This window comes from Flammeovirga aprica JL-4 (assembly GCF_012844305.1).
Lineage (GTDB): Bacteria > Bacteroidota > Bacteroidia > Cytophagales > Flammeovirgaceae > Flammeovirga > Flammeovirga aprica.
The window spans coordinates 58,965-83,264 of sequence record NZ_JABANE010000020.1; the positions used below are offsets into that span (position 1 = coordinate 58,965).

The window sequence follows — 24,300 nt, forward strand, 5'->3', positions numbered from 1 at the left end:
TTTCTAAGTTATAAACACCAACAAATGTATACTCAGAATATTTACCAACAACCTTCCATTATATATAAAATTTAGCTATTTTTTATTATTATTTTTATAGCATTAAGTAATTCATTTTCATCTTCAATTTCACTTGCAAGCCATTCTTCCCTCTTATTAACTACCCACTCATATTCGTTTTGTAACCCATCCGGTACAGGGAATATACTTGACAAGGTATGGGCACATATACGTTGCCTATAACCATATTGAAACCAAGACAGACATGAAATTGAGTTACAGCCATATCTTATTGCTGTAGGTAATTGTAATAGCTCTTTATCTATCTCTTCTTCATTATGTTCAATAATCGCTATAAGACACCCTGCATCTATTGCTAATTGATAAATAACTTTGTCAATAAATTTAAATATTGATGGGATATGATTTGCACCTGTACTCCTACCTGTTCGGATATTGGCCGGTTGAATATTAAATAATAAACTTGCAATACTTATATATTCTTCTCCTTGAATATAAAGATTCACAAGTTCATATAGTTTTTGCCAGGCTGAATACCATTCCTTTGTATCATTTTTCCTCCTGTTTGATAAATCTCGAAAATTTGTAAAAACTGTTTGTGTCCTTTGTTCATCATCAGCAAAATAGGCATTAATATAAAGAGGTGACATCCGTGATAATGTATCAATTAATATTTTTAATGAGGATGAAATAGTTGTGTCTGTATAGTTTGGTGAAATCATTTTTAAGGCTTCCCACATATTAGCAATTTTATCAATAGAACTACCCGATTTCATTGCTGCACTGCTATACCAGGCCTCTGGGGTATCGCTTTTTTCTGCTAAATCCCCTGCGGCATCAATAACAGCATTTATCTTTTGGTATTCATTATCAGTAAGATTATTATGTTTTGAATAACCACCTAATGTTTTACCTAAAATTCTTTGAACACTTATGCCTTTTCTTTTATATTCAGACAACATACAATTTAATGCGAGCTCATTGATATCTGATTTTAAATCATAATTATCAGAAAGAATATTATCAATATATTGTTCTAAAGGGCTTTTAATCAAAATAGAAGCATCCTGTTCTGACAATACAGGATATGAGCGAATAGCTGCAGCGCCGTTTATATTGTTAGAAAAATTAGCTGAATATGGTTTATCTGTTACAAGAATTGCTATACCTTGATTGGCAAACCCTGCTCGACCTCCACGTCCAAAACAGTTTAAAATTAAAGAGTTTACTTTGTCTTGGTAAAAATCAACATCTGTATCCCTTGGATCTCCAATTGATGAACCAGCAATAACGACAGCTACAGAAGGCATATTTAGGCCCTGGGCTAATGTAGGGGTTGCAAACATCAAATTCGAGATGCCGTTTTTAAAACAATATTCTGAAGCAAGTTGCTCAGAAGCTAACATTGAACTTGAATGAACAGATATTCCCTTATTTAAGTAATTAAAAACTTCTGATTGAACTCCAAGTTCTGCTTCTGAAATTACTTGGTATGCTTTTACCAATTCCTCAAAAACTATATTTGGTTGGCGATTTGACATTATGTTTTTTGCACTACTAAAAACATGATGTTTTTGAGTAAGAATAAAGCAAATTGTTGAAACTGAATCTGATAGCTCACTTGCTAACTGTGTAGCAGATGTATTTTTCCAACTTGGGAATTGAGGATTAATTTCATTTTTATTAGCATTACTTAAAAATGTTGACCGTATTTTCACTAGTTTATAGTCACTCTCTACATTTGACCAGGGGCCTGAAAGCCCTGCTAACAAACCTAAATCAACATTAAACTTTTTATTAATTCGCCTTCCATTTAGACTATCAGCCTCGGACTTAGCAATAGAAAATTCTTTCTCTAAACTATTCTCATCGATTATCAATAACCCTCGCAAACTTCTTGTTGGCTTCCATTTTAAAGTGAAATTCTCTGTATCAGAATTGGTAATCTTTGTCAGCCAGTCTGAAAGAAATTCAGGATTACTAATCATAGCAGACATTAGAACAAATCTAATATTAGGTGAACTCTGAACAAGAAAGGATAGAACAATATCAGAATTAAGCCCCCTTTCCTTTTCATTAATTAAATGAAACTCATCAAAGACACATAAAGAACATTTTTCAAAAGCATCAGGGTAAAGACGTAAAGCTAAAGAACACTTTTCTGGAGTCATAACAGCTACAAACTTTTCCGCTTTTAATTCTAAAAAATCATTTTGTTCTCCCGAATATTCTGAATAACCTAAAAACCGTTTTACCTCAACGTCTGAAAATGGTATTAGAGAATTTTTTAAGTCATAATAAATCTGACTACAAAGAGCATTTGTTGGTGCAAGATACAAGACCCAACCTCTACTTAAAGCCTCAATTGCAGATATTTCAGCTAAAAAGCTTTTACCACTTCCTGTAGGTATTGATATTACTGAATTAACATTTTTAGTAAAAACACTATCAATATATGATATTGCAGGTGGCCATAGAAATGGCCTTGCCTTAATTCTTGTTGAACCTAAAGCACGAGTATTAAGATAATCGATATAATTTATCTGAAAAGAATTATCAGTAAAATTAAATTTCGACAACTTGTTATATGATGATAATTGCTGAGAACTTAGAATTACAGTTGATAAAATATACGTTAAATGATAAATTTCCTTGAATAAAATGTTATTTGTATTTCCAAGCGTACTGATTATTTTTTCAAAAAGAGCCTGAGAGTTTTTTAATCCTGAAATATTACGACCAATAAACCACGATTTATAATCTTCTAATGCGATATGCAAGTCATAAATAAATCCTATGTAGGTAAAGCGAACAAGTTCTTCTGTTGAATGAGCTTTTTCCATTTGGGGGCGTGAATATCTTTTCTCAACTAAATCTCCATTAAGAAAATTTACTAAATTATTAAGAAAACATAATGGAGAAAAACTATCGCTTTCATTGATTTTTGGAAGGTTTATTTGCTTTAGTATTGAGACTGCATTGATAGTATTATGTGAAATAAAATAAAGCATTGCAGTTTCAATTTGTAAATAAAGAATTGTAGGTATTCTTGCTTCAAAATCAAGAGTATCATCACTTGTCTCATTCAGTTGTAGAAGTAAGGATAAAGCTTCTGCCGCAAAAAAAGACGTCGATTGAACAACTTCTAACTCTTGATTATTGAATATAGTTTCATTTTCCAAAATGTTAATCAATTTTCTAAGAAAGTTGCGTATATCTTTTTTTTCCTCAATGGATATTTCATTTCTTGAATTCTCATTAAATGAGAATAGAAAGGCTTTAGAAAGATACCTTATGATTTCATCATTATCAATCCCCTCAACAGGAGGAATTAGATTTAAAAGTTCCTTTGAGTAACTGTTATACATAATAGTTTATAATGAGTTTATAATTTGTCTCATATGTTCTGATATATCATCAAAAAAAGTATCAAAATTATTAAGTGAATTTGGCATGATAATTTTCCTCTCCAAGTCAACTTCAAGTGATTCAAATGAAGATCTTTTGTTTTGCCAATTTATTACTACTGAACTATCGTAATGTGGATTTGGGATATAGACTTTGTTATCTTGCCAAAATGCTTTATTTAAATCAAGGTTATATTTATTCTTAAGTCTGCTTCTTTGAGCTTGAACATATTGCCTGATTTCAAGATCATAATTTCCATTTTCAACTTTTTTAAAAAAAGTATTTGCCTTCTGAATAGCCTGATTTGGATCCCTTTTATATGCCTTCGTTTCAACTATTGTAAACCCTAACTCATCATTTATATCTTTAAATATAGCATAAACGTCCATACCATGATCTTTTGCATTTAGATGAGGTGAGTTTATTGATATTATTTTACCAGGAGGATGGAATTCATCTTTTTCACAATCTGAAGCTAAATAAAAACATAAATGCCATAATGCTTCAGACAACCATGGATTTCTTTCATCTTGTTTTTGTTCTATACTAAGTGAAGTGGTTGTTTCTCCAATGATATCGGTTACAAAACATTTCAATCTATTAACATCTTCAGGTGTTTCTTCCCACATTTGCATTCGAATTTGAAATAATTCATCAATTGCTAAAGCACGAAGACCTACAAAGTAGGTTGCAATAGATTTTTTAATATCATTACTAACCTCCCATCCAGTTACTTTTACAATTTTGTGAGTTGTACTAGCTTCTTCAACGCAAGTTAATTTATCAGACAAGAAAATTAATTCTTCATAAATTTTATCTTCAAGATCTTTTATCATTTTTATTATTATTTTAATTGAAGCAATTAGCTTTTATCTGACAAGTTTTTTGTCTGCTGTAGTTACTTTATAACTCAATATTAATTCTCTTCAATCCTTTCTTTGCAATTTAATTGGTTCTTTCTTTACATTTCTTAACCCATTCTTTGTCATATGCTCAAGTATTTGATTTTTTAGTCAAATTTAGTATCGAAACCTTTATTGCCCCCCATTTAGTAGAAGTTTCAAGGCAACTACATTTAAACTTATTCTTTAGTATTTTTCTAATTCAAATAATCAATTTGATACATATATTTTAAATGATTTGCAGAATATTGAGAAATGTCTCTTAATCAATGTAATAATTCATTTCTATATCGAGAAGTAAAAGTCCTATAGTAATAAAAAAGGGTCTTAATTTTAACTTTCTCATTTTTCAAACTTTCAAAAGTGTTAAATTCAACTTTTACTTTGTATGACACAATCAAAACCTTTAATAAGTATTTACTGAGAATTCAATGTCATTTATGAGTAATCAATTCTCATCAAAATTTAATGAGAATATTTGTTATGAAATGTAAATAACCTTCAACTTCCAACTAAAAATTATAGTCTGCTGTTAGAGAGTCGATTTACACTTACAATTTAGTTTTAAAATTATCACAATACAATCAAAAGTTTACACAAGTCATTTGAATTACAAATTTCACACACCAATTAACACTCATTACCACTCTACCATCTACTCACTGTTACCAAGAAAAATAAAACACTTCAATCGGTTACTAAAAAATAAAATTCCAAAACCAATTCGTGAGCAAATGCAACTCTCACCCATTTTCAACTAAAAATAGAAACAAAATAATCTGCTAAGAAAAATTAGACATAAAAAAATCCCTTAAAGGGATATATTTTTCAAAAAGTTGTAAGAATAGAGAAGAATTTTGGGTGTAAATAAGCAAATAAGAAAGGATTAAACACACTTCTTCTGTTCCATTGCTGTTGATGGGTTCTTCCAGAGTGTAAATGTTGTTTCGCTTTTGGTGAGGGCACGCATCCAATAATATTTTGGGGTGGATACTGATCTTTGTGCTTTAAGGAGTTTTAGGTGTTCCATCCAAAGATCGTAGAGTTCCCAATCGTTGTTGTGATTGAAATACTTTTTACTGAGACGGTAAGCGTATCTTTTGGGAACATGGAAATCGTCTTTCCACCTATTGGGTAGTTTTAGTTTATAATACTGATCAGAATACCAGTAGATAAATCGTCTTTGGGCGTAGAGTTGATAATCGTTTTTTCTTATTGGGTGATGTTGGAAAGGATTCTTTTTCTTTGACCCTGCATATTTCTTTCTTGCTAAGAATAGTTTGTGTGCATATTCCGCATTGTACTTTTTAGTTTTAGGATTCGTATTTCGCTTCAACTCACGATAGATTGTAGAAGGTGATACTTCTAAGCCTTCGGCAATTTCCTTGACAGAGTATCTCTTTTCCTCTATAAGACGTTGGATCATTTTTCTATGGTGAAGCTGAAGATTTTTCATATTGTGGCTGAATGTAAAGTAGGGAATTCCAAGGTGCTTATTCCAAAAACTGTATGACTCATTTAGATTTCAATACACCTCGGAATTCCTTAACTGTGATTACTAATTAATTTGCTGTATTAGACAGTAACAACATTGGGAAGTAAATCATAGTGATTCACAGTCCAACCTTTTAGATTAGCATAATCTACCACCACTTTGATACTTTCACGAAGTTCCATTTTGTGCGCATTTTCTACTGCTGTTTCAAATTTGTTTTTAATAAATCCGTAACCACATTTTGTTTCATAACGTTTACGGATTTCTCTTTCTTTTACATATGCTTTGTCACGATCGAGCTGTGTATCGTCTTTCAGACTTCCATCTGATAACGTAGCTAGAAGTTCATCTAAGCTTACAATTTCACTTTGGATTTTTGTTAATTCATTAAGCAACTCTTGACGAGTTGTTTCACCTTGATCGGCTTGATACTCTCCTCTAATGAATTCCATTTGAAGTTTTTTGTATTCCTTACTCATCTCATCGATAAAATACTGTGCTTCTTCTTGAGAGCTTACGAAAATTGAAACATTAGAATCGCTTAATGTTTCATTGAAATTTATAGTTTGCATAATAGCATTTTTGGTTATGAATGTCATAGCAGCTTTTGGCTGTATAAATCTTGCAAAAAAATCTTTTAAAAATTACAATAACGGATTATTTATATTATATTTTCTTGAATGGTAAATAGTTTTTATTGAGATAGTTATATGCTTTATTAATAATGTTGGATTCATTTATGATTAGTATATGGTTGTTTCTTGTGATTCGTGAGGACGTTGCAATGCAACATCCCTACAGCACTGCGTTTTAGTAGACTATTAAAAACATTTTTCATTTGATTTGTAATTAGGCAATAGTTTAGCACTACCTCCATAGGCCTTGACTTTTTTCACTTTGTTGTACATCAATGAAAATGAAGCAAAAAAATAGCTTGGTAGTAAATCATAAAAAGTTTGTAGAAATATCGATTAAAAGTGAATGATAATTTATTCTATTTAGAAATCAGGTGATTTCTGATGATCTGTAGGACACGAATGACGCTAACGCTTAACATTCGCGCCAGTTGAGTCTCTACCATTTTTAGTTGGGTAGTACTCCCCCGGCCTTGAAGGGAAAGGCGTTAAGAATTTTATGGATCGAGCCGTGAAGAATGATTTTATTGTTTGAGCTTTAGCGAGTTTAAAATCATTTAGGCGAGGGGAATGAAATTTAGCTTTTGACTTCTAAGCCTAGATTTTTTGCTTCGTTTTTCATCAATGGAAAAATGAAGAAGAAGGTAGCTTGGAAGTAGAACATAAAAAGTTTGTAGAAATATCGATTAAAAGTGAACGATAATTTATTCTATTTAGAAATCAGGAGATTTCTGATGATCTGTAGGACACGAATGACGCTAACGCTTAACATTCGCGCCAGTGGGATAAAATATCGTGCACCATGACTAGAAGTCATGGGCTTATGGGAAGCTGTCCCATTTTTCAACTTTCATTATAAAATTGATATGTCTCAAAAATTTATAGTTTTTACATCTATATAAATACGAAAAGCCAAATATTATAATCAAATGTTGAGCAATGAGATATCTCCCCATAAGCCCATAATTTCAATTATGGGTCTACGAAATATCCGTTTTCGTTTGTTTTAGTACTTAAGTACTGTGACAAAAGTAAAGGTACATTTTATCTTATCTTTTTTATCCTACTCTTCGTTAGATTTTTATCGCGTAACTAAGGCTATGCTCTGCAAATCTGCCTTGATTAGAATAAAAAATATTAAACTAAAATCATCCCTTTTCTTCTGTCACAGTACTTATTAGGGTGTCGATTGAAAGTCAAAAATAAGAGCATCTACCTAATAGCCCTCTCCCTGCCTATAATATCGAGTAGAAACAGGTAACTTACCCGTTGTTTTTTCTCCCAACAACGCATCAAATACCGCTTGTTGCTGATATTTTCCATCTTGATAAGCCACAAAAATATGATCTACTTTTTCTATATCCTCCAATTCATCCAAAGCATACGCATTCCCAAAATGAAGGAGTGTAATTTCTGTATCTCCTAAGCCACTGACCAAACTTTGTCTTACTACTGGATGAATGTCAAAATGATTGAAAGGCTTTATATTGATACCATGAATGGATACGATTACTTCTCTGTATGAATTTAATCGGCATAGAATATCATAGAGGTCATTTTCATCTTGATTGGAGTTCCATTGGTAGAAATCACCATATTCAGAGCACCTGTTTTTCAAATAGTCTTCTTCTTCTACATTGACTTGTTTTAGATGATGAGCCACTTTGTCTCTTTCTGAAATGGTTTTGGTTTCGTTTTTAATCTGAAGGAAAGCCACCTCTTTTTTACCTTGTAATTTTGTATAAGGTGATAAGCCTATTTGCGTGATGGTTGCTTTTACTAATTTCTCATTCAAGGCATAAGAAGCTTTTGAATGTAAGTCCTCTTCTAGCTTTTCAAGTGCAATAGGTTGGTATTGATCCAAGCCTACCCATTTTTTCATGGCTAAAAGTTTTGTCACTGCTTGATCCAATTGCCCTTCTGACCAATCCCCTTTTTCTATAGCTTCTTTTATTTTTTGAAACCCTAAAGGTACACTTTCGCTATTGGTAATGATATGGTTTCCAGCGACTATCGCTTTCAAGTCTGCGTCACCATTTTTAAAAGTATTTGTGATCCCTTGCATGTCCATTGCATCAGTGATCACCAAACCTTCAAACTGTAATTCATCAAATAAAATTGTGTTTAATACCTTTTCAGATAACGTGGTAGGTATCCCTTCTTGCTCTTCCCAAGCGGGTACTGATAAGTGGGCGGTCATCACGCTGCTTAACCCTTCTTCTATTAATTTCTGAAAGGGAAAGAGTTCCAGTGATTTTAGTCGTGCGTCTGACTGTGATAAGACGGGTAATGAGAGGTGAGAATCCACACTTGTGTCTCCATGTCCTGGAAAGTGTTTGGCATTATCCAGCACTTTCTCTGATTGCAAACCTTTCATATAAGCTAGCCCTTTCTCGGCTACCAAGTCTTTATTTTCACCAAAGGAACGGTAGTTGATTACCGGATTTTTAGGGTTATTATTCACATCCACTACAGGTGCTAAGGGCGAACAAATACCAAGACGTTTACAATCCCTGCCTATTTGTTGTCCCATCTGAAAGATCAAATCATTGTCTTGTATTGCTCCTAAAGCCATTTGATAAGGGAAAGTCGTACAGCCTGTTAAACGCATCCCTAACCCCCATTCTGCATCAATATTGATAAAAAGAGGCACCTGAGAAACTTCCTGATATTGATTGGTGAGTTTTGCTTGTGAAACTGCATCACCTTGAAAGAAAGTCAACCCTCCTAAATGATACTTTTCAATTAATTCAACAACAGCATCCGTATGATTTTTATCCCTATTCGAAAAACAAGCCACTTGAAAAAGTTGACCTATTTTCTGATCTAAACTCATGGATTGCAATGTATTACTTACCCATTGATCATTGATATATTGGATAAAAGGAGGTTTCTTATTCATGGCGTTCAGCTTATTTCATTAATTGATGTTCCTTCAGTAAATTTCTTTTGATTTGGATGATATGCTGTTTCAAAACTTTTTCTTCTACCGCAAATCCTCTTTCTCTTCTCTTCTTCAAAAACTTTCTAATTTCTTCTCCTAATTTTCCTTGAAGATCCAATTCTTTATGTCTAGCGACACAATGATCAAAACGCTTTGCAATCACATTTTGGGTCCCTCTTAATTGTTCCGCTTTGGAAAGCTTCTTTTTAAAAATCCCCTTCTTCAATATTGGCTTTTTCTCTAACATTCTACTTTTTAAAAATCTATGTTCAGTACAAAAATAGAGAAATAATCCTATTTATTAATGAAGAATGAAGAGTGAAGAATGCTTGTGTTTTTTGTTGTGGTTCTTAAAATGATTTAAGGAATCTGAAAAAATATCTATCTGAATACCATAAACTGAACCTTGTGTTTTCTTCATTCTTCATTCTTCATCTTTATTTCCTTTGTTTTATTACTCAGATTATCAATGTTTTTCACAATTCCTTTTCTGAAAATATCTTTTAAAAATAAGTTTTTAAATACTTTCTTAATGACGGATTTTGTCTCCATATAAACTTCCACAATGATCTTTGAACGGTGAGCATTGATAGGCTGAAAGGAATAAAACTGATAGACCTTATCCACAAAAGGAGGTCCATCTGTCATTTCACCGTATATTAATCCAGAAGAAGCACTTATGTCGTTTTTAGTGACGGTTACAAAATTGAGATGCTTGCCGTTGATGACACAAACATGCTCTGTTCCTAATCTTGTCACTTCATGTTCATTGTAAATAAATTCATCCACCCCTTCTGCCCATTCATATCTTTTCGCATAATTAGAAACCCACTCAATGCCCTCTTGTGCCTTACAATAAAGCTCTACTTCATAGGTAAGATCAGCCTTTCCTTCTAAGTTCACTTTCTGAGCAGTAGCAAAAGGTTTCAGCTTTAAGTTTTCTTTATCTAATTCAGAATAAAGGTAATGGACCGTTTTATTGTCGTACTCATTTTTTCCTTCCTGAAAAGAATAGAGCTTACTTTTATAATGGGCCGGCAACATAATCTCCTTTGCCAAAGGCTCACTGATTAAGATATAATTATCACTTTCCACATCATTTTTCATTAAACGATGTGCTTCAATGGCTTCAGCACCAAAGGGTTTTCTTTTATTTTGAACAGTAATAAATTCAACATCTCCACAATGTACAATGATCTTCAACTGTAATTGAGGAGCAGATGAACAGGCCATACAAGGGCATACCCTGTTCTTTTCCAACAGTTTTAAATGAGAATAAAAAGCGGTAAATGTATTTTCTATTTGAGCTAACAATTGCTCCAATGAAGGGATCTCTTCTTTAAAGAAAAATAAGGCATCGCCTTCCACTTCAGCCAATTCTAATCCTATGGTATTGGAATCGATCATCACCTCCAGTAATTCAGCGATGACGTGCTGTGCGTGTTGTGCTTCTGTTGTTTGTACAAATTCAGTAAAGCCAGAAATATCAGGTAGAAAAAGAAGCGTTTTTGCCATTGATGATTATAATTTGAGCGTTTATGGATTGAAGATAGGTGAAAGAATCTTAGTATAAAAAAATAGTGGAGAAAGTTGTGTACTCTCTCCACTATTTTTAATGGCTTTATCAGTTGTAAGTACTAAGACAAAAATAAATAACACTAATTCATATTATTTTTTCCGATTACTGCCTTTCAAAAACTTTAAATAGAACCACTATTTATACGTTTTTGAGCGTTGTACTCACAAAAAATAACTAAGAATTAATTGCCATTTATTTTTGGCTTAGTACTTATAGTTGATGAAAAATGAAATTATTAATGCAGTGCTTAAGATGGTTCAATTGAACTTTGTTATACTACACATTATGCCTTATTTGATATTTTTAATTGGCGTCACAGGAACGTTCGTCTCCACTCCTTCTCCCAGTGTGTATTCAATTGGTACAATGCTACCGTCTTCATTGAAATACATTTTGTCAAAACAAGCTGAACGGCCCCAGAATGTTCCCTCATTCACATCTCCTCTTTGATAGAAGAAATACCATTGATGATTGAATTCAATGGCCGACATATGGGCAGGTGCATCCACTTGATGGGGTGTGATAAAGCCTTTGTAGTCAGCGTAAGGTGCAACGGGTAATGGTGAATCTGCCATCCAATAAGCGGTTCTCCATCCTTTTCTGGCCATAAAATAATATTTCCCCTCACGCTTAAAACAATGTACTGCTTCTGCCACAGTTTCCTCACTTAATCGATGCCAAGGGCCGTCTAATTCCACCATATTTTCTTTTAGTTTGGCACCCATTATATGACGGCCTTTATCTCCTATATTTATTTTAGTATCGCTACCATATATATAAGCTTGTCCGTCTTCATCCACAAAGACAGTTGGGTCAAAGATAGAAGTGATTTTGTCCGTAACGGCTTCTTCCCATGGTCCTTCTGGATTTCTACTTTTGGCTACGCCGATGTGTGTTTTATCGTAAGGAAAATAGAAATAATACCAGCCATTTTTATACGCAACATCAGGAGCATTCATCTGCCCTTGAGCCCATGAATAGGCTCTGGGTTTTAATACAACACCATGGTTGGTCCAGGTTTTAAGATCGGATGATTCCAAAACCACATAATCTTGCATACTGCTATAATTGGTGGCTTCATTTTGATCATGAGAGCAATAAATATAGACTTTGTTGTCAAATACTTCTGCGGATGGATCTGCAATGTATAAGAAATTGGAGTCACTTTTCTTTAAGATGGGATTGTCTTGTGCTTGTAGAAAATGATTGATGCATATTACTCCTAGCAGGAATAAAATAAAGGTGAATTTTTTCATGGTTTATTCTTTTAAAAACACCAGTTCAGTACATTATGATCAACACACTGAACCAGCATTTAAATTCCTATTTCATCCAATTTTTCTTGGTGACATTTTTAGTCGATTCTTCACGAATTAATTTACCATTCAAGAATTCTTTTGAATGTACTTCAATAACTTTATCAGTACTTTCCATATTTTGAACAGTTATTTCCTGTCTTCGTCCATCTTTTAATTGAACGATTAAAGTATCCGCATTTTTGGCTTCCACAGATTCAATCACCGACTCACTTTCATAAGGTTCAATGATAGACAAATACCTTGTTGTTTTCCCCTTGGTACGAACTGCCAATGTTTTTCTTCGTGGCGACTCATCTCCTAAAGGAAAGTCTCCTCCAATTCTCACTTTTAATCGAGCTACATTATAAGCCGAAAGATCAACTGTGATTTCACCTGCTTTTTCTACGTTTTCTGGCATTCCTGCCAAAGGTTTCTCAATATACTGACCGCCTAATTTTACAACTCCACCATAGTAGTCTTCACCCTTTTGTGATGTCGGTAAAATGTTGTTCGTTTTCAAAGGCAAATCAGCTAAACTGATTTCTGTTCCATCTTTTAATACAAGAATAGCATCTCCCCAGAAAATAGTATTATTTTTAGGCTTTCGCTTTAATAAAGTCGTTAATTTCAGCTCTTTCTTCCCTTCAATATTCAGATCAATATCTTTGCTTCCTAATACCCATGCCCCTGTACTATCGGCTAAAATCTCTTCTCCATCTGCTTTAATGGAATACCAAAGTTGCTTGTTGACGCCAAATGATTCTGGTGCTGTGCCTACCATAATATCGTTTTGTTTTGGCCAAGCTGTGAAAATATCCATCTTCAGCGATCCGTCTTCACTATTAGGCATTCTAGCCCCTCGATTGTCGCATTCTTCTCCAAAACACATCTCAAAAACAGCTCTTGATGTACCTTCAGTAGTATACCAATTACAGTCGGTAGTAAACTGTGCACTACTGAAAGGATCAGTGGTCATTTGGTTTTCATGACGATCTAATTTTACGTTTGGACCATTGATTTCTTTAAAACCTTTCATTTGAAACAGCCAATCAAAATCATGTTCTTCTTCTGCTTCTACATAATCTGCTAATACCACATAATCGTCCATCATAACCATTAATCGTCTTTGTAAGATCACTTCCGTAGAGTCTGACACTTTTCCATATTGCGGTTTTTCTTCAGGGATATATAAAGATCTACCTTCTTCCCAAGCTTTCTCCGCAAAGGTATAATCCATCTTATCGGCATAAACAATTCCACCATAAGGAGGATTGAGCCAACGAGCTTTCGTTTCCACAGCTGAAGCTTGCATCATGTCGCCGGTGTAGAATAAAGTACGGAAACTTTCTTGAGGGTCTTGCATTTTCAGGTCCACTGTCACCATGTTTTTATTGATGGAATTTTGGACCAAAAACTTATATAAATAGGATTTGTAACCGTACCAATACATTTCTGGATTAAAGAAACTTCTTCCATAACGCATCATGCTTAAGAAGCTTGTTCTATCAAAATGTCCGTGGTAGCCTCCATGTGTACCATAATGTAAAACGGCTTGGATCTGCTCTCTTTGTTCACGGTCTTTTGTTTGTGATCTTAATTGTACAATTCCCATATTGTCCGCATAGGCAGATTGCTTGACCGTTTCTGATTCAACTTCTGGAAGTTCGGGTACACCATAAAGAAGATTACGTCCCTTTCCTCTTTGAATCACAGCGGCATATTCAGGGTCGCCGTACAAGTAATACGCCAATTCATAAGGTTCGCCTGTGACCACTGCCTCTTGTGCATCGTTAACCGCGAAGATAACACCTCTGTAATCCAAGAACGGAATCAGAGCATTCCACATGTCTTTGATACCGACGCTAGGTTTGTGCATTGCCCCCCATTTGTCAAAGTTCATACCGTATAAACCTGCTTTCATTCTTTCAGGAAGTAGAGAGTAGTAAGGCGTTGTACCGATAGGCATCTGAGCATCTACAAAGTTTTCACCCCATGGACGTAAAGCAATAGCAATTTCAGAAAACATGGTTGAACACCAGAGGTTATAACCCACTGCACACTCATACCACCAGCCATCACTCATTACACCTTGGGTAAATTGACGGTAGATTCCAGAAGGGGAATTCAATACCCAATCTACCAAATGCCAGTCTTGAATCACCAATGCACAATAAAATGCACCTGCCAACTCACTTAAATCCCAATTGTTCACCCCTCCATCATCATTGCCTAACATGGCTGTTTCTATATATAAACGGAACGTTTTCTCTACTTTTTCTTTCAATTGCTCCGTCAAAAGGTCGCTATCCAATAGCATATCATAACCCCTTGCAACATCTTGGAACACACCACCTTCTTTTACAAAGTTATTTTGATTGACTCTGAAAGTCGCTGGATAGCCTTTTTCCTCATCCACTAACTTTTCTAAAAATACGATGCACTTCTTCGCATATTCTTCCTTCTTTGTCAGACGATAAGCCATCGCACAATTCATCATCTTCCCTGCCTCATTGTTATGGAATAAATAGGGACCTCTAAATGCATCCATAGGCGCTTCTTTTTGTGAATATTCAGGTACTATCCACTTTTGAGCTTTTGCCTCTATTTTTGCCAATTCTTCTTTTGCCCAATCATAATTTTCAATCTTCTCCTCCACTATTTTCCAATTGTCCAGCGTGTGCACCATAAATGGAGAAGGAACCGTTACAGCCGTTGTAAATTCAATAGTACGAGCATTATTGCCATCAGCATTTGGCGTAAGTTTTAATACCTGTTTTTCACGGACACCTTGTGGCAAACTTGATGGAATCTCCACTTCCAACATCACCTCTTTCGTTTCGTTGGGTGCTAAAGTGATACTTGATGTGCTTGTTCTAGCTTTCATTGACTCCCATCCTACTTTTTGTAAATGAAGCTGTACGGTTTGAGTCTGCGTTGTCGGGTTTCCAATGTTGACAGTATACGTCACATGTTCTCCGGCTTTGGCTGATAAACCTTGAATGGGTGATGACACTGCTATTTTTTTGCCTTTTGTCAAATGGACATTTCTCAGTTTGATCACTTCATTTTTATCAGAATTGATGGTCAGGTTTAGATTTTTCACTCCTTGAAGTGTGCCTCGTTGCCCTTCTGGTAAATCAAATAATTTCCATGGAATAAAAACGGTTTGCCAACCCGCTCCATAAAAGGTTACTGAGGCTTTGTTATCATATTTTAGCTTACGTGTGTTTTCTTCCGCAACATAAAAAGTCAACGCAATGCTAGCCTCTGCTTCTCTTTTTTGAAACACCTCAAATGAAATTCCTTCATACTGACTCCAATCGCATCCATTGAAATAATCTCTATAGCCTTTTGACCAGTTTTTTCCTGAAGTATAGGTGTAAGAAAGGATTTCTCCTGATTTTACAGTCGCTTCATTTTGTTTTATTTTTTGAATACCTGCCCAATCACTAAAGTCTGCTTTTCCTACCGGCTCGGTAAGTTGAGCTTTTAGTGTGAGTGGTATTAAACCAATAAAAATTAGGTAGATGAATTTGTTCATAGATTTTGTAATAGTTAATTGAAAGTTGATACTGTTTAGTAAATTATTGTCAACTTTTAAATCGGTATTTCTACAAGCTTTTGATAGACTACTTTCAAGCTTTTTTCTTCTTCATTTTTCCATTGATGAAAAACGAAGCAAAAAATCTAGGCGTAGAAGTCAAAAGCTAAATTCCATTCCTTTCGCCTAAATGATTTTAAACTCGCTAAAGCTCAAACAAGAAAATCATTTTTAACGGCTCAATAAATGAAATTCTTAACGCTTTTCCCTTCAAGGCCGGGGAAGCACTACCAAACTAAAGGGGTAGTAAGCTTAATGGCGCGAATGTTAAGCGTTAGCGTCATTCGTGTCCTATAGATCATCAGAAATCTCCTGATTTCTAAATAATACATATTGTTTAAAATATAATTAGTAGAAAAGAAGGGAAGACCTAATAATATAAATTAAAAAGCCCTCCCTCTTACTACCGATTTAGAGTTGAATTTCTTCTGCTTTTAGTTTTCCAACTGCAAATGCATAAGCACCTAGAGCAATTGCTTCTGAAGTACCTAATTGTGATACTCCAATGGCTATTTTCTGTTCTTCATTCATAAAAACATATTCCTCTGAAAAAGGAACTTTGATCTTTTTGCCCTTCTCTTCAATAAATGCTTTTTGCTCTTCAGGATTAGTGAAATCATACACCTTAGCAATGGCTTTTTTCATTCCATTGGAATAAGAAGAACGCATCACTTCTAAAGCTGAAGGAAGAATGTATTTTAATGCCCCAGATAATCCACCGCCAATTACAATCGGAGCATCTATGGGTGCATTGATGGCACATAAAACCCCTCCTAAATTTTCACCTGCTTTTGCAAATGCGTTGACAGCGGCAATTTGATTTCCTTGTTTAAGCCCTTCTGCAATATCAAAAATGTCTTTTGGTGTCAATTCGTCTGCACCATTTGAATTGGAGAAATCATTATAAAAACGTTTTACAGCTCTGATACATGAGCCTTCTTCTGCATTCTCTCCTTCTAATACTGTTGAAGGCAAAAGGAAGACTTCTGACCCTGCACTATTATCACCAATATGCAACGATCCATTGCTTACAATACCACAACCGAGGCCCGTACCCATGGTGTAACCAACCAAATTATGGTATCTTTTGCTACTTCCATTTTCCTTCAGCAGTGCATTGACTTTTGGTAAGAATCCTCCTAATGCTTCTCCTAAAGCAAATAGATCACCATCGTTATTGATATAAACAGGAACTCCAAACGCTTTATTCAGCATGGGACCTAAGGCCACTCCGCCTTTGTAACCTGTCAAGTTGTGAAGGTCTCTGATAATTCCATTAGGATAATCTGCAGGCCCAGGAAATGCAAAACTGATGGCATTTGCTGTTAATCCTTTGGCTTGCAATTGGTCATTGATATGATGAAATCCTTTAAGGATGTTTTTTAAACTTTTCTCTAAATCATGACCTTCGGCAGGCAGTCTATAATTTTCAACAATAAACTCCCCTCCTTGCATGGCAGAGAAGACAAAGTTAGTTCCCCCGGCATCTAATGTTAAAACGATTTCTTTTTGTGTAGTTATCATACTGTTCAATTCTTTTTTAGAGTCCTACTTCCTTTTTGGCATCACTTGATTCCTCTCTCAGCAGTACTCCGTCTTTATATTCTTTTGTGATTACTTTTACTTTTTGGCCATCCTCATCTAGCCCAGCAAAAACAACCTCATGTACTCTTCCATCTTTCAATTCTACGGTAAGTTCATTCGCACTTTTTGCTGTCACTTTTTTCACCAATGCTTCTGACTCATAAGGTTCAACCACAGCAAGGTATCTTGCCTTTTTCTGTTTACCCTGCGTACGAACCGCCATATTTTTCAGTCTAGACGTTTCATCTCCTAAAGGAAAATCACCACCTACTTTTGCTTCAAACCGGACTACATCAAGGTCCTTCAAATCGATGATTACTTTCCCTGCCTCTTTCAAGTTTTCAGGCATGGCAGGGGTAGAATTTGCCATTAGTTCACCTTGAATTTTAATGGGTCCTCCGTAATAGTCTTTTCCGTTTTCTTCTGGGAGAAGTATATTTTCATATTTGATGGGAAGCGATGACACGTAAACTTCAGATCCATCTTTTAAAATCAATTTGGCGTCTCCCCAAAACAATGTATTGTTATTGACTCTTCTTTCTGTTTTTGAAATCAATTCCAATTGTTTTGTTTTTGATAAATCGATTGATATGTTTTTACTGCCTAAAATCCAGGCTCCGGTACTGTCATTGACCACCTCTTGACCGTCTGCTAGGATGGAATACCAGAGTTTTTTATTTACATTAATGGATTCCGTTGAAGTACCAATCATAATTTTTGAATGTTGGGGCCAAGCGTTATAAATGTCCATTTTCAAGGGACCATCTTCTCTGTTAGGCATTCTTACTCCTTGGTTGTCACAACCTTCACCAAAACACATTTCGAACTGCGTTTTAGAAGTTCCTTGTACCTCATACCAATCACAATCGGTAATAAATTGAGCAGCACCTAATGGATCCGTATTCATTTGGTTGGTATGTGAAAAGTATCTGACAGAATCAGCTTCAATTCCTTTAAAACCTTTTACCTGCATCATCCAATCAAATTGATGCTCTTGTTCTCCTTCTAAATAATCAGCTAAAATGATGTAATCATCCATCACAACCATGGCTCTTCGTTGCATTACAGGTTCTGTGAAAGCTGTCACTTCACCGTATTCTGGAGCATTTTCTGGTTGCTCAATAGTTCTGCTCTCTTTCCACATTTTTTCGGCAAAAGTATGTCCCTCCCATTTTATTCCTCCGTAAGGTGCATAACTCCACTTTGAGTTAGTTTCTACCACCGTGGATTGCATCATATCGCCTGTATGAAACATAGTGCGAGCATTCTGAACGGGCTGTTGCATTTTTTCATCCACCACTACCATATTTTTGTTGATAGAAGTCTGCTTCCAGAATTTATACATAAAACTACTATACCTGAACCAATAGGCTAAAGTGCCATAAAAACTCCTTCCGTAACGGGCCATATTGACCATACTGGTTCTATCAAAATGTCCATGAAAACCGCCATGAGAACCATAGTGAAGAGAGGCTTGAACTTGTTCTCTTTGAGGTCTATCTTTTTTCTGAGACCTTAACTGTACAATCCCCATATTGTCCGCATACGCCGATTGTTTCATTTTTTCTGAAGTGACTGCTGGAAGATCTGGAACACCATATAAAAGATCTCTGTCTCCTCCTCTATTGACAATGGCGGCGTACTCAGGATCTCGGTATAAATAGTAAGCCAACTCATACGGTTTACCAGATACTTTAGATTCAACTGCATCATTGACCGCCATGATAACGCCTCTGTAGTCCAAGAAAGGAACAGTTGCATCCCACATATCTTTTATACATACGTTGTTTCGCTCCAGTTTTCCCCATTTTTCAAACTCCATCCCGTACATACCACCTTCTCTTCGGCTTGCCAGTAAAGAGAAATGCTTTGTGGTTCCAATTGGAAATTTCTGATCTTTAAAGTTGATACCCCACGGTTGAAGTGCTAGAGCAATTTCAGAAAACTCTTGTGCCACCCATGTATTATAACCAACGGCACACTCGTACCACCAACCGTCATTCATAATGCCATGCATCAGGTGATTATAGATTCCTGTTGGCCCTTCTAATATTTGAGTAATTAAATGCCAATCCTGTAAATTCATAGCACAATAAAATGCCGCCGTAAGCTCTGCCACATTCCAATTACTGATGGCTCCTTTACTATTTCCTTTGATCGTTTGGTTGGCAAATAGTCTGAATGTCGCTTGAATCTTTTTATGATCTTCTTCTGTCAGTTGACTGCTTTCTCTCACAAGGTCATAAGTTCTCCCTGTGGCTTGCCAAAACTTTCCTTCTCCTACAAAACTATTACTTCCCCCTACTAATGTAGCCGGATACCCCGTTTCAGGATCTGCTAAACGACGGAGAAGTTGGATACACTTGGATGCAAATTTCTCCTCTTTTGTCAGTTGATAAGCTATTGCACAATTATAAATTTCATGCCCCACGGTATTAAAAACAGATTGTCCCAAGGGTCTTTCTTTTGTATTTGAAAAGTCTTTTCCCTTTGGTACTTTCCATCTTTCAGCACGTTTTATATATTCATTAAAATCCTTTTTCGCCCAATCGTACTTTTTGGCCTTTTCCCTTACGTTTTCCCATCCTTCTGAAGTAAATACGATATTGGGTATAGGTACGCTTACTACAGTAATAAATTCTAATGTTTCTTCTGATCCACCAATGCCATTGGATACTGCTTTTATCACTTGTTTTTCTCTGATGCCTTGAGGAATATGATCTGGAATTCTCACCGTTAATTGCACTGTTTTCACTTCTCCAGCTTCCAAATCCACTACATCATTACTTAAACAAGGTTCCATAGATTCCCACCCATTTCTTTGTACTAATAGCTGTACTCCTTGCTTATGATCTGTAGTGTTTCCTACCTCAAATTCATAGTTTACTGTTGTACCTGCCTTTGCTGATTTCCCTTGGACTTCGGCTTCTAAAAAAGTAGCCAAGCCTTTTGTTACCCTGATGTTTTTGATCTGATATTTTTCTTTGGCATCAGCTGTCAATAACACATGCTTCACCGCAAATAACGTCCCTCTTCTTTGTCCAATGTCAATGTTAAACATATTCCATGGGATAAAAACCGAATTCCACCCCTTACGTACTAATCTTATTTTTGCTGTGCTTACAGGATTTAATTCACTGTAATCCAAAGAATCTACTTTGATAATTGATGTCACTTCAGTTGGTGCATCTGATGCTAGGAAAATGTCGAAAGTGATACCTTTGTATTTTGTCCAGTCCGATGCATCCCCATAAAAGGGTCTGTGAATACCCGGAAAATAAATCCTATTTTGATTAGAATAGGTATAGGATAGTGTATCTGTATTCGAGAGTGTGGCCACATTCTTTTTGACTTTCTGTGCTCCTTTCCAATCTGAAAAATCTTCCTTCCCAATATATTCTTTTACTTGTGAAAATAATGGTAGAATAGGTGTTAATATAAGAGTGATAATCAGTAATATATTCTTCATTTTTCTTGTTCTCTTTTCAAAGTTGTATTAATGTTTTTGTAAGTTTTCCTTTATATCGCAAGTGTTAAGCCGATAGGCGTCACTTGTGATGACACATTGGCGAAGTCTCCCGACTTCGAATTAAATAAAAAGTTCCAAGTGACACCTTATCATTCAAATTGAATTACTCTAGTTTGATCAGGCTGAAAATAATATTCTTTTCCTTTATGCTTTATCGTTACCCCCACATTATTATGCAGTGAAATGACTTGATTTTTTACTTCTAGTACAAAGTTACCTTTTGATTTTGTTTTGATTGAAAATTCATTTGAATTCAACTTTGTACCGTTGCCTGTTACTAATATTAAGTCACCATTTTTTTCTTCTCCAATCAATGCATACTCTGCATCAGTGGTATGCCCTTCTGCTTTGATTAATTGTCCCTCATAGGAAGAAAAAACGTAATCTTTTCTGCCGGATTTATGTTCTATTTTCAGACCTACTGCGGTTTCAGGAATGTTTTTAATCCCTTGTATGGTCTTAATTTGTTTTCCTTCTTTAGAGGTGAATGGTTCAAATACGGATATGAAAGGTTTGTTCCATGCTTCACCATACTGACGGGCGACCATGGTTAAATATGGTGATTTACTTACTTCATACGGAATATCACCCTTCTTTCTAAAAGATTTACAAGGTGGAGAATCCATTGTGAAAACTTCACGCCCTTCCGTTCCTTTCATCCAAAGGTTCATAAAAATATCATCTTTTCCTTGAGGGAAATCTATTTTCCATTCTACTTGATAATCTTTATTTGTGCGTATAGATTGCTTATTCCACATATAATCTAACGCATATAAATGACCGCCAGCGAAGCCAAAATCATCATTCGGCTCCAATGTCAATGTTTCATTTTTAGAATTCATCACTTTCATACTTTGCCCTAGATTGTGATAATAGTAATCATGAAATTTATCTCCTCCTTTTTGTTTTTTAGATCTAAAAATATCAATATAATACCCCGTTGTTTCCCCTGTCTTTATAATGCTTACCATTCTATTTTGATCACTTCGAGATTCAGGTTCTAAGAAATAAACATTAGAAAAAGTCACATTGGGGGCATACTCATTTTGCTGTTCAGAAGTGGGGAATTCATTCAATAAGTCGAAAGCATGATTACTGAGCATTTCCGTATAAGATGAAATCCCATCCACCATGACAGTATTATGTGCCGGAAATTGAGAGTAATATTCTAGGTAAATGGGATCAAGATAACCTGCTCCTTTTCCAGGGTCTGCACCTTGTACTAACCCTTTACCGTACAATTCCAAGTTGATTCCATTGGCATGCATATGATTTCCCAAAGAGGCATTCAAAGAAGCCATCAACCCATCAGTTCCCTGTCCAATTCTTTGTACATGCCAACTTACATTGGGAGCATAAAATGTAGGTGTGATATATTCTTCAAGGTCACCCTGTTTGTATTTCGGATTCAATACCAATGGTTGTGCACTGAAAAAAGAGGAGATATCTGTTTTATGCTTTCGTTTTGATTTATGCTGACCATAATCAGGTGAAAGGCTATACAACAAAGCAGTGTACTCTTTTTCTTGTGGTTGGTTTTTATATTTTTGAGCTAAACGTATCACATTCTCAATCGCTTCTGTCTCTAAAGGTCCATAATAAGTATCTCCAAAACCAACCGTCTGACCGTTAGGAAATGTATATTGTGGTAGAACTTTAATCGCTTTTTCCATTACTGGAGCGTAAGGTAAAAGGTTTACATTGAACGCATTATCAAAGTTGGTAATAAACTCCATCAGTGCTTTTGTAACTCCTTGGGCATAGCCAGGACATTCATTCCAAATTCCATTTTCAGCATCATACCCATAATTCATAAACTTGGAAAGTGACCATTGTCTTGTGGATGTGACATTAAGAATATAATTGATATAATACTGCCTTCCTTTCTGATCTTCATAGTCGTTATTGTCCCCAAGCACCATAGTCGCTTTTAGAATAATATTGGCTTGATGTAAATTCCAGTTGTTTTGAGGCACACCATTTTTTATCACTTGATCAATCCATCTTTTCAAGGTAGCATCGTATAACCCTATCTTATCAGCTGATTGGTTTTCGATATAAAGATGTAAGAAATCATAAAGGATGGATACCGTTTCGAGGGATCTTTCATGGATGACTTGGAAATGGGAAAACCCAACTAAAGTCTGAATATGACCATTTAATAAATCAATCGGTTCTTTTCTATAAGACATTCCGGTCATGTAAACGTCAAAAAGGTCAAAGGCGAATTGAGCGTAACGAACATCTCCTTCAAGCCAGTATAAAAAAGCTGATTCTTTCCCCAGTTTTAAAATTTCATTATTGATAGAAGAAATAATAGTACCCGTTTCTGATCTATCGGTCCACTCGAATGGATGCCCCTCTTTTGATCGGTTGGGAAGATACATTCCCCTTTCGTCATCCATATAAGGAAGAATATCTTCTAGTTTCGGTCTCCCATAAACTGTAGTTGAATTTCTTGATCCATCAAATTTTACGGTAGGTACTGGAGCTTCTCCATCAGAGTGGGAATAATTAATTCCATTAACATACACATTTGAAGCTTTGGTTTTCCAATTCATCTGTAAACGAGATACCATCCACTCGGGGTCATTGACATGCCTTTCGACATGAACATCAATTCTGTCATGAAGATCACTTAATAACTCTTGCGCCCATTTCTCCTTTTTTATTTTTTGCTGTAACTCCTTCTTATTGGTTTGAGCCGTAAATATCCGAGGATAACTTTCTGTTAAATTATCTGGCACAGGAAACAACATCGCCTCTTGAGCAAAGGCCATGAGATGTATTCCCACCCATAAAATAATTGTAAAAACGATTTGTTGTTTGCGTTTCATTATCTCTCAGACTTTATAAATTTTTGATCCTGCTATTGGTTTTAGCTTTTGAAATATAACGTGCACCACGACTGAAGTCATGGGCTAATGATACTGACTCCAACAACACTGAAGTGTTGCCTCCGTAATTAACCTTCAAGACTTCAGTCTTGGAAAGGTTTGTTTATCTCCTGCCCATAGTTTTAACTATGGTGCAAGAAACACCTAAATACTTCTTTTCAGATACTTTAGTAGATTAAAAAAAATTTATTTCAAGCCCATGAGTACACTATCCCAAGAGCATTTAATTCAGATATATAAGTTTTGACCGTATAGTTTATTGCTGATCCTTTTTATCGAATTAATGATGAATTGCTTAACTCTTTAAAATAGGAATTACATATTATAGTATAGATTCATTTCATTAGTTTATCACCAAAATCTTCACATTGAATGTTTGAATTGTAGTTTTTCTGAAGGAAAGAAAA

The 24,300-nt window shown here is 35.3% G+C and carries 12 protein-coding genes; all 12 read right to left on the bottom strand.

All coding sequences use genetic code 11. The annotated features are described in order from the left end of the window. Nucleotides 1-71: 71 nt before the first annotated feature. Complete coding sequence (locus tag HHU12_RS09510) at nucleotides 72-3,389, bottom strand: DEAD/DEAH box helicase (protein WP_169656509.1); 3,318 nt, start codon at nucleotides 3,387-3,389, stop codon at nucleotides 72-74. A 6-nt stretch (nucleotides 3,390-3,395) separates the two neighbouring features. Then, nucleotides 3,396-4,265, bottom strand: a complete 870-nt coding sequence (locus HHU12_RS09515) for a hypothetical protein (protein WP_169656510.1) — start codon at nucleotides 4,263-4,265, stop codon at nucleotides 3,396-3,398. 952 nt (nucleotides 4,266-5,217) lie between these two features. After that, nucleotides 5,218-5,787: a helix-turn-helix domain-containing protein gene (locus HHU12_RS09520; RefSeq protein ID WP_169656511.1), complete on the bottom strand. Its 570-nt coding sequence runs from the start codon at nucleotides 5,785-5,787 to the stop codon at nucleotides 5,218-5,220. A gap of 119 nt (nucleotides 5,788-5,906) precedes the next feature. Continuing rightward, nucleotides 5,907-6,398: a hypothetical protein gene (locus HHU12_RS09525; protein WP_169656512.1), complete on the bottom strand. Its 492-nt coding sequence runs from the start codon at nucleotides 6,396-6,398 to the stop codon at nucleotides 5,907-5,909. A gap of 1,279 nt (nucleotides 6,399-7,677) precedes the next feature. Next, nucleotides 7,678-9,363, bottom strand: a complete 1,686-nt coding sequence (locus tag HHU12_RS09530) for a glycoside hydrolase family 3 protein (protein WP_169656513.1) — start codon at nucleotides 9,361-9,363, stop codon at nucleotides 7,678-7,680. A 10-nt stretch (nucleotides 9,364-9,373) separates the two neighbouring features. Continuing rightward, nucleotides 9,374-9,652: a hypothetical protein gene (locus tag HHU12_RS09535; RefSeq protein WP_169656514.1), complete on the bottom strand. Its 279-nt coding sequence runs from the start codon at nucleotides 9,650-9,652 to the stop codon at nucleotides 9,374-9,376. A gap of 170 nt (nucleotides 9,653-9,822) precedes the next feature. Continuing rightward, nucleotides 9,823-10,920 carry a DUF2652 domain-containing protein gene (locus HHU12_RS09540; protein ID WP_169656515.1) on the bottom strand — a complete coding sequence of 366 codons (1,098 nt, stop codon included), beginning with the start codon at nucleotides 10,918-10,920 and terminating at the stop codon, nucleotides 9,823-9,825. 354 nt (nucleotides 10,921-11,274) lie between these two features. Continuing rightward, nucleotides 11,275-12,240 (bottom strand): family 43 glycosylhydrolase, encoded by a 966-nt coding sequence (locus HHU12_RS09545; RefSeq protein WP_169656516.1) that lies wholly within the window; start codon nucleotides 12,238-12,240, stop codon nucleotides 11,275-11,277. Nucleotides 12,241-12,307: 67 nt separating this feature from the next. Beyond that, entirely contained in the window at nucleotides 12,308-15,823 is a 3,516-nt protein-coding gene (locus HHU12_RS09550) for a COG1470 family protein (protein ID WP_169656517.1), read from the bottom strand. 471 nt (nucleotides 15,824-16,294) lie between these two features. After that, the gene (locus tag HHU12_RS09555; RefSeq protein WP_205959838.1) at nucleotides 16,295-17,407 is read right to left on the bottom strand and encodes an ROK family protein; all 1,113 of its coding nucleotides are present in this window, start codon (nucleotides 17,405-17,407) and stop codon (nucleotides 16,295-16,297) included. Between the two features lie 16 nt (nucleotides 17,408-17,423). After that, nucleotides 17,424-20,936, bottom strand: a complete 3,513-nt coding sequence (locus HHU12_RS09560; RefSeq protein ID WP_169656518.1) for a COG1470 family protein — start codon at nucleotides 20,934-20,936, stop codon at nucleotides 17,424-17,426. Between the two features lie 149 nt (nucleotides 20,937-21,085). Beyond that, nucleotides 21,086-23,833, bottom strand: coding sequence for a heparinase II/III family protein (locus HHU12_RS09565; protein ID WP_205959839.1), 2,748 nt, complete (start codon nucleotides 23,831-23,833; stop codon nucleotides 21,086-21,088). Nucleotides 23,834-24,300 lie beyond the last annotated feature (467 nt).

What these genes read in the sequence shown, in the direction of transcription:
- HHU12_RS09515 (WP_169656510.1), bottom strand. Translation starts at nt 4,265, where the DNA reads ATGATAAAAGATCTTGAAGATAAAATTTATGAAGAATTAATTTTCTTG.
- HHU12_RS09520 (WP_169656511.1), bottom strand. Translation starts at nt 5,787, where the DNA reads ATGAAAAATCTTCAGCTTCACCATAGAAAAATGATCCAACGTCTTATA.
- HHU12_RS09510 (WP_169656509.1), bottom strand. Translation starts at nt 3,389, where the DNA reads ATGTATAACAGTTACTCAAAGGAACTTTTAAATCTAATTCCTCCTGTT.
- HHU12_RS09540 (WP_169656515.1), bottom strand. Translation starts at nt 10,920, where the DNA reads ATGGCAAAAACGCTTCTTTTTCTACCTGATATTTCTGGCTTTACTGAA.
- HHU12_RS09525 (WP_169656512.1), bottom strand. Translation starts at nt 6,398, where the DNA reads ATGCAAACTATAAATTTCAATGAAACATTAAGCGATTCTAATGTTTCA.
- HHU12_RS09555 (WP_205959838.1), bottom strand. Translation starts at nt 17,407, where the DNA reads ATGATAACTACACAAAAAGAAATCGTTTTAACATTAGATGCCGGGGGA.
- HHU12_RS09545 (WP_169656516.1), bottom strand. Translation starts at nt 12,240, where the DNA reads ATGAAAAAATTCACCTTTATTTTATTCCTGCTAGGAGTAATATGCATC.
- HHU12_RS09530 (WP_169656513.1), bottom strand. Translation starts at nt 9,363, where the DNA reads ATGAATAAGAAACCTCCTTTTATCCAATATATCAATGATCAATGGGTA.
- HHU12_RS09535 (WP_169656514.1), bottom strand. Translation starts at nt 9,652, where the DNA reads ATGTTAGAGAAAAAGCCAATATTGAAGAAGGGGATTTTTAAAAAGAAG.
- HHU12_RS09565 (WP_205959839.1), bottom strand. Translation starts at nt 23,833, where the DNA reads ATGAAACGCAAACAACAAATCGTTTTTACAATTATTTTATGGGTGGGA.
- HHU12_RS09560 (WP_169656518.1), bottom strand. Translation starts at nt 20,936, where the DNA reads ATGAAGAATATATTACTGATTATCACTCTTATATTAACACCTATTCTA.
- HHU12_RS09550 (WP_169656517.1), bottom strand. Translation starts at nt 15,823, where the DNA reads ATGAACAAATTCATCTACCTAATTTTTATTGGTTTAATACCACTCACA.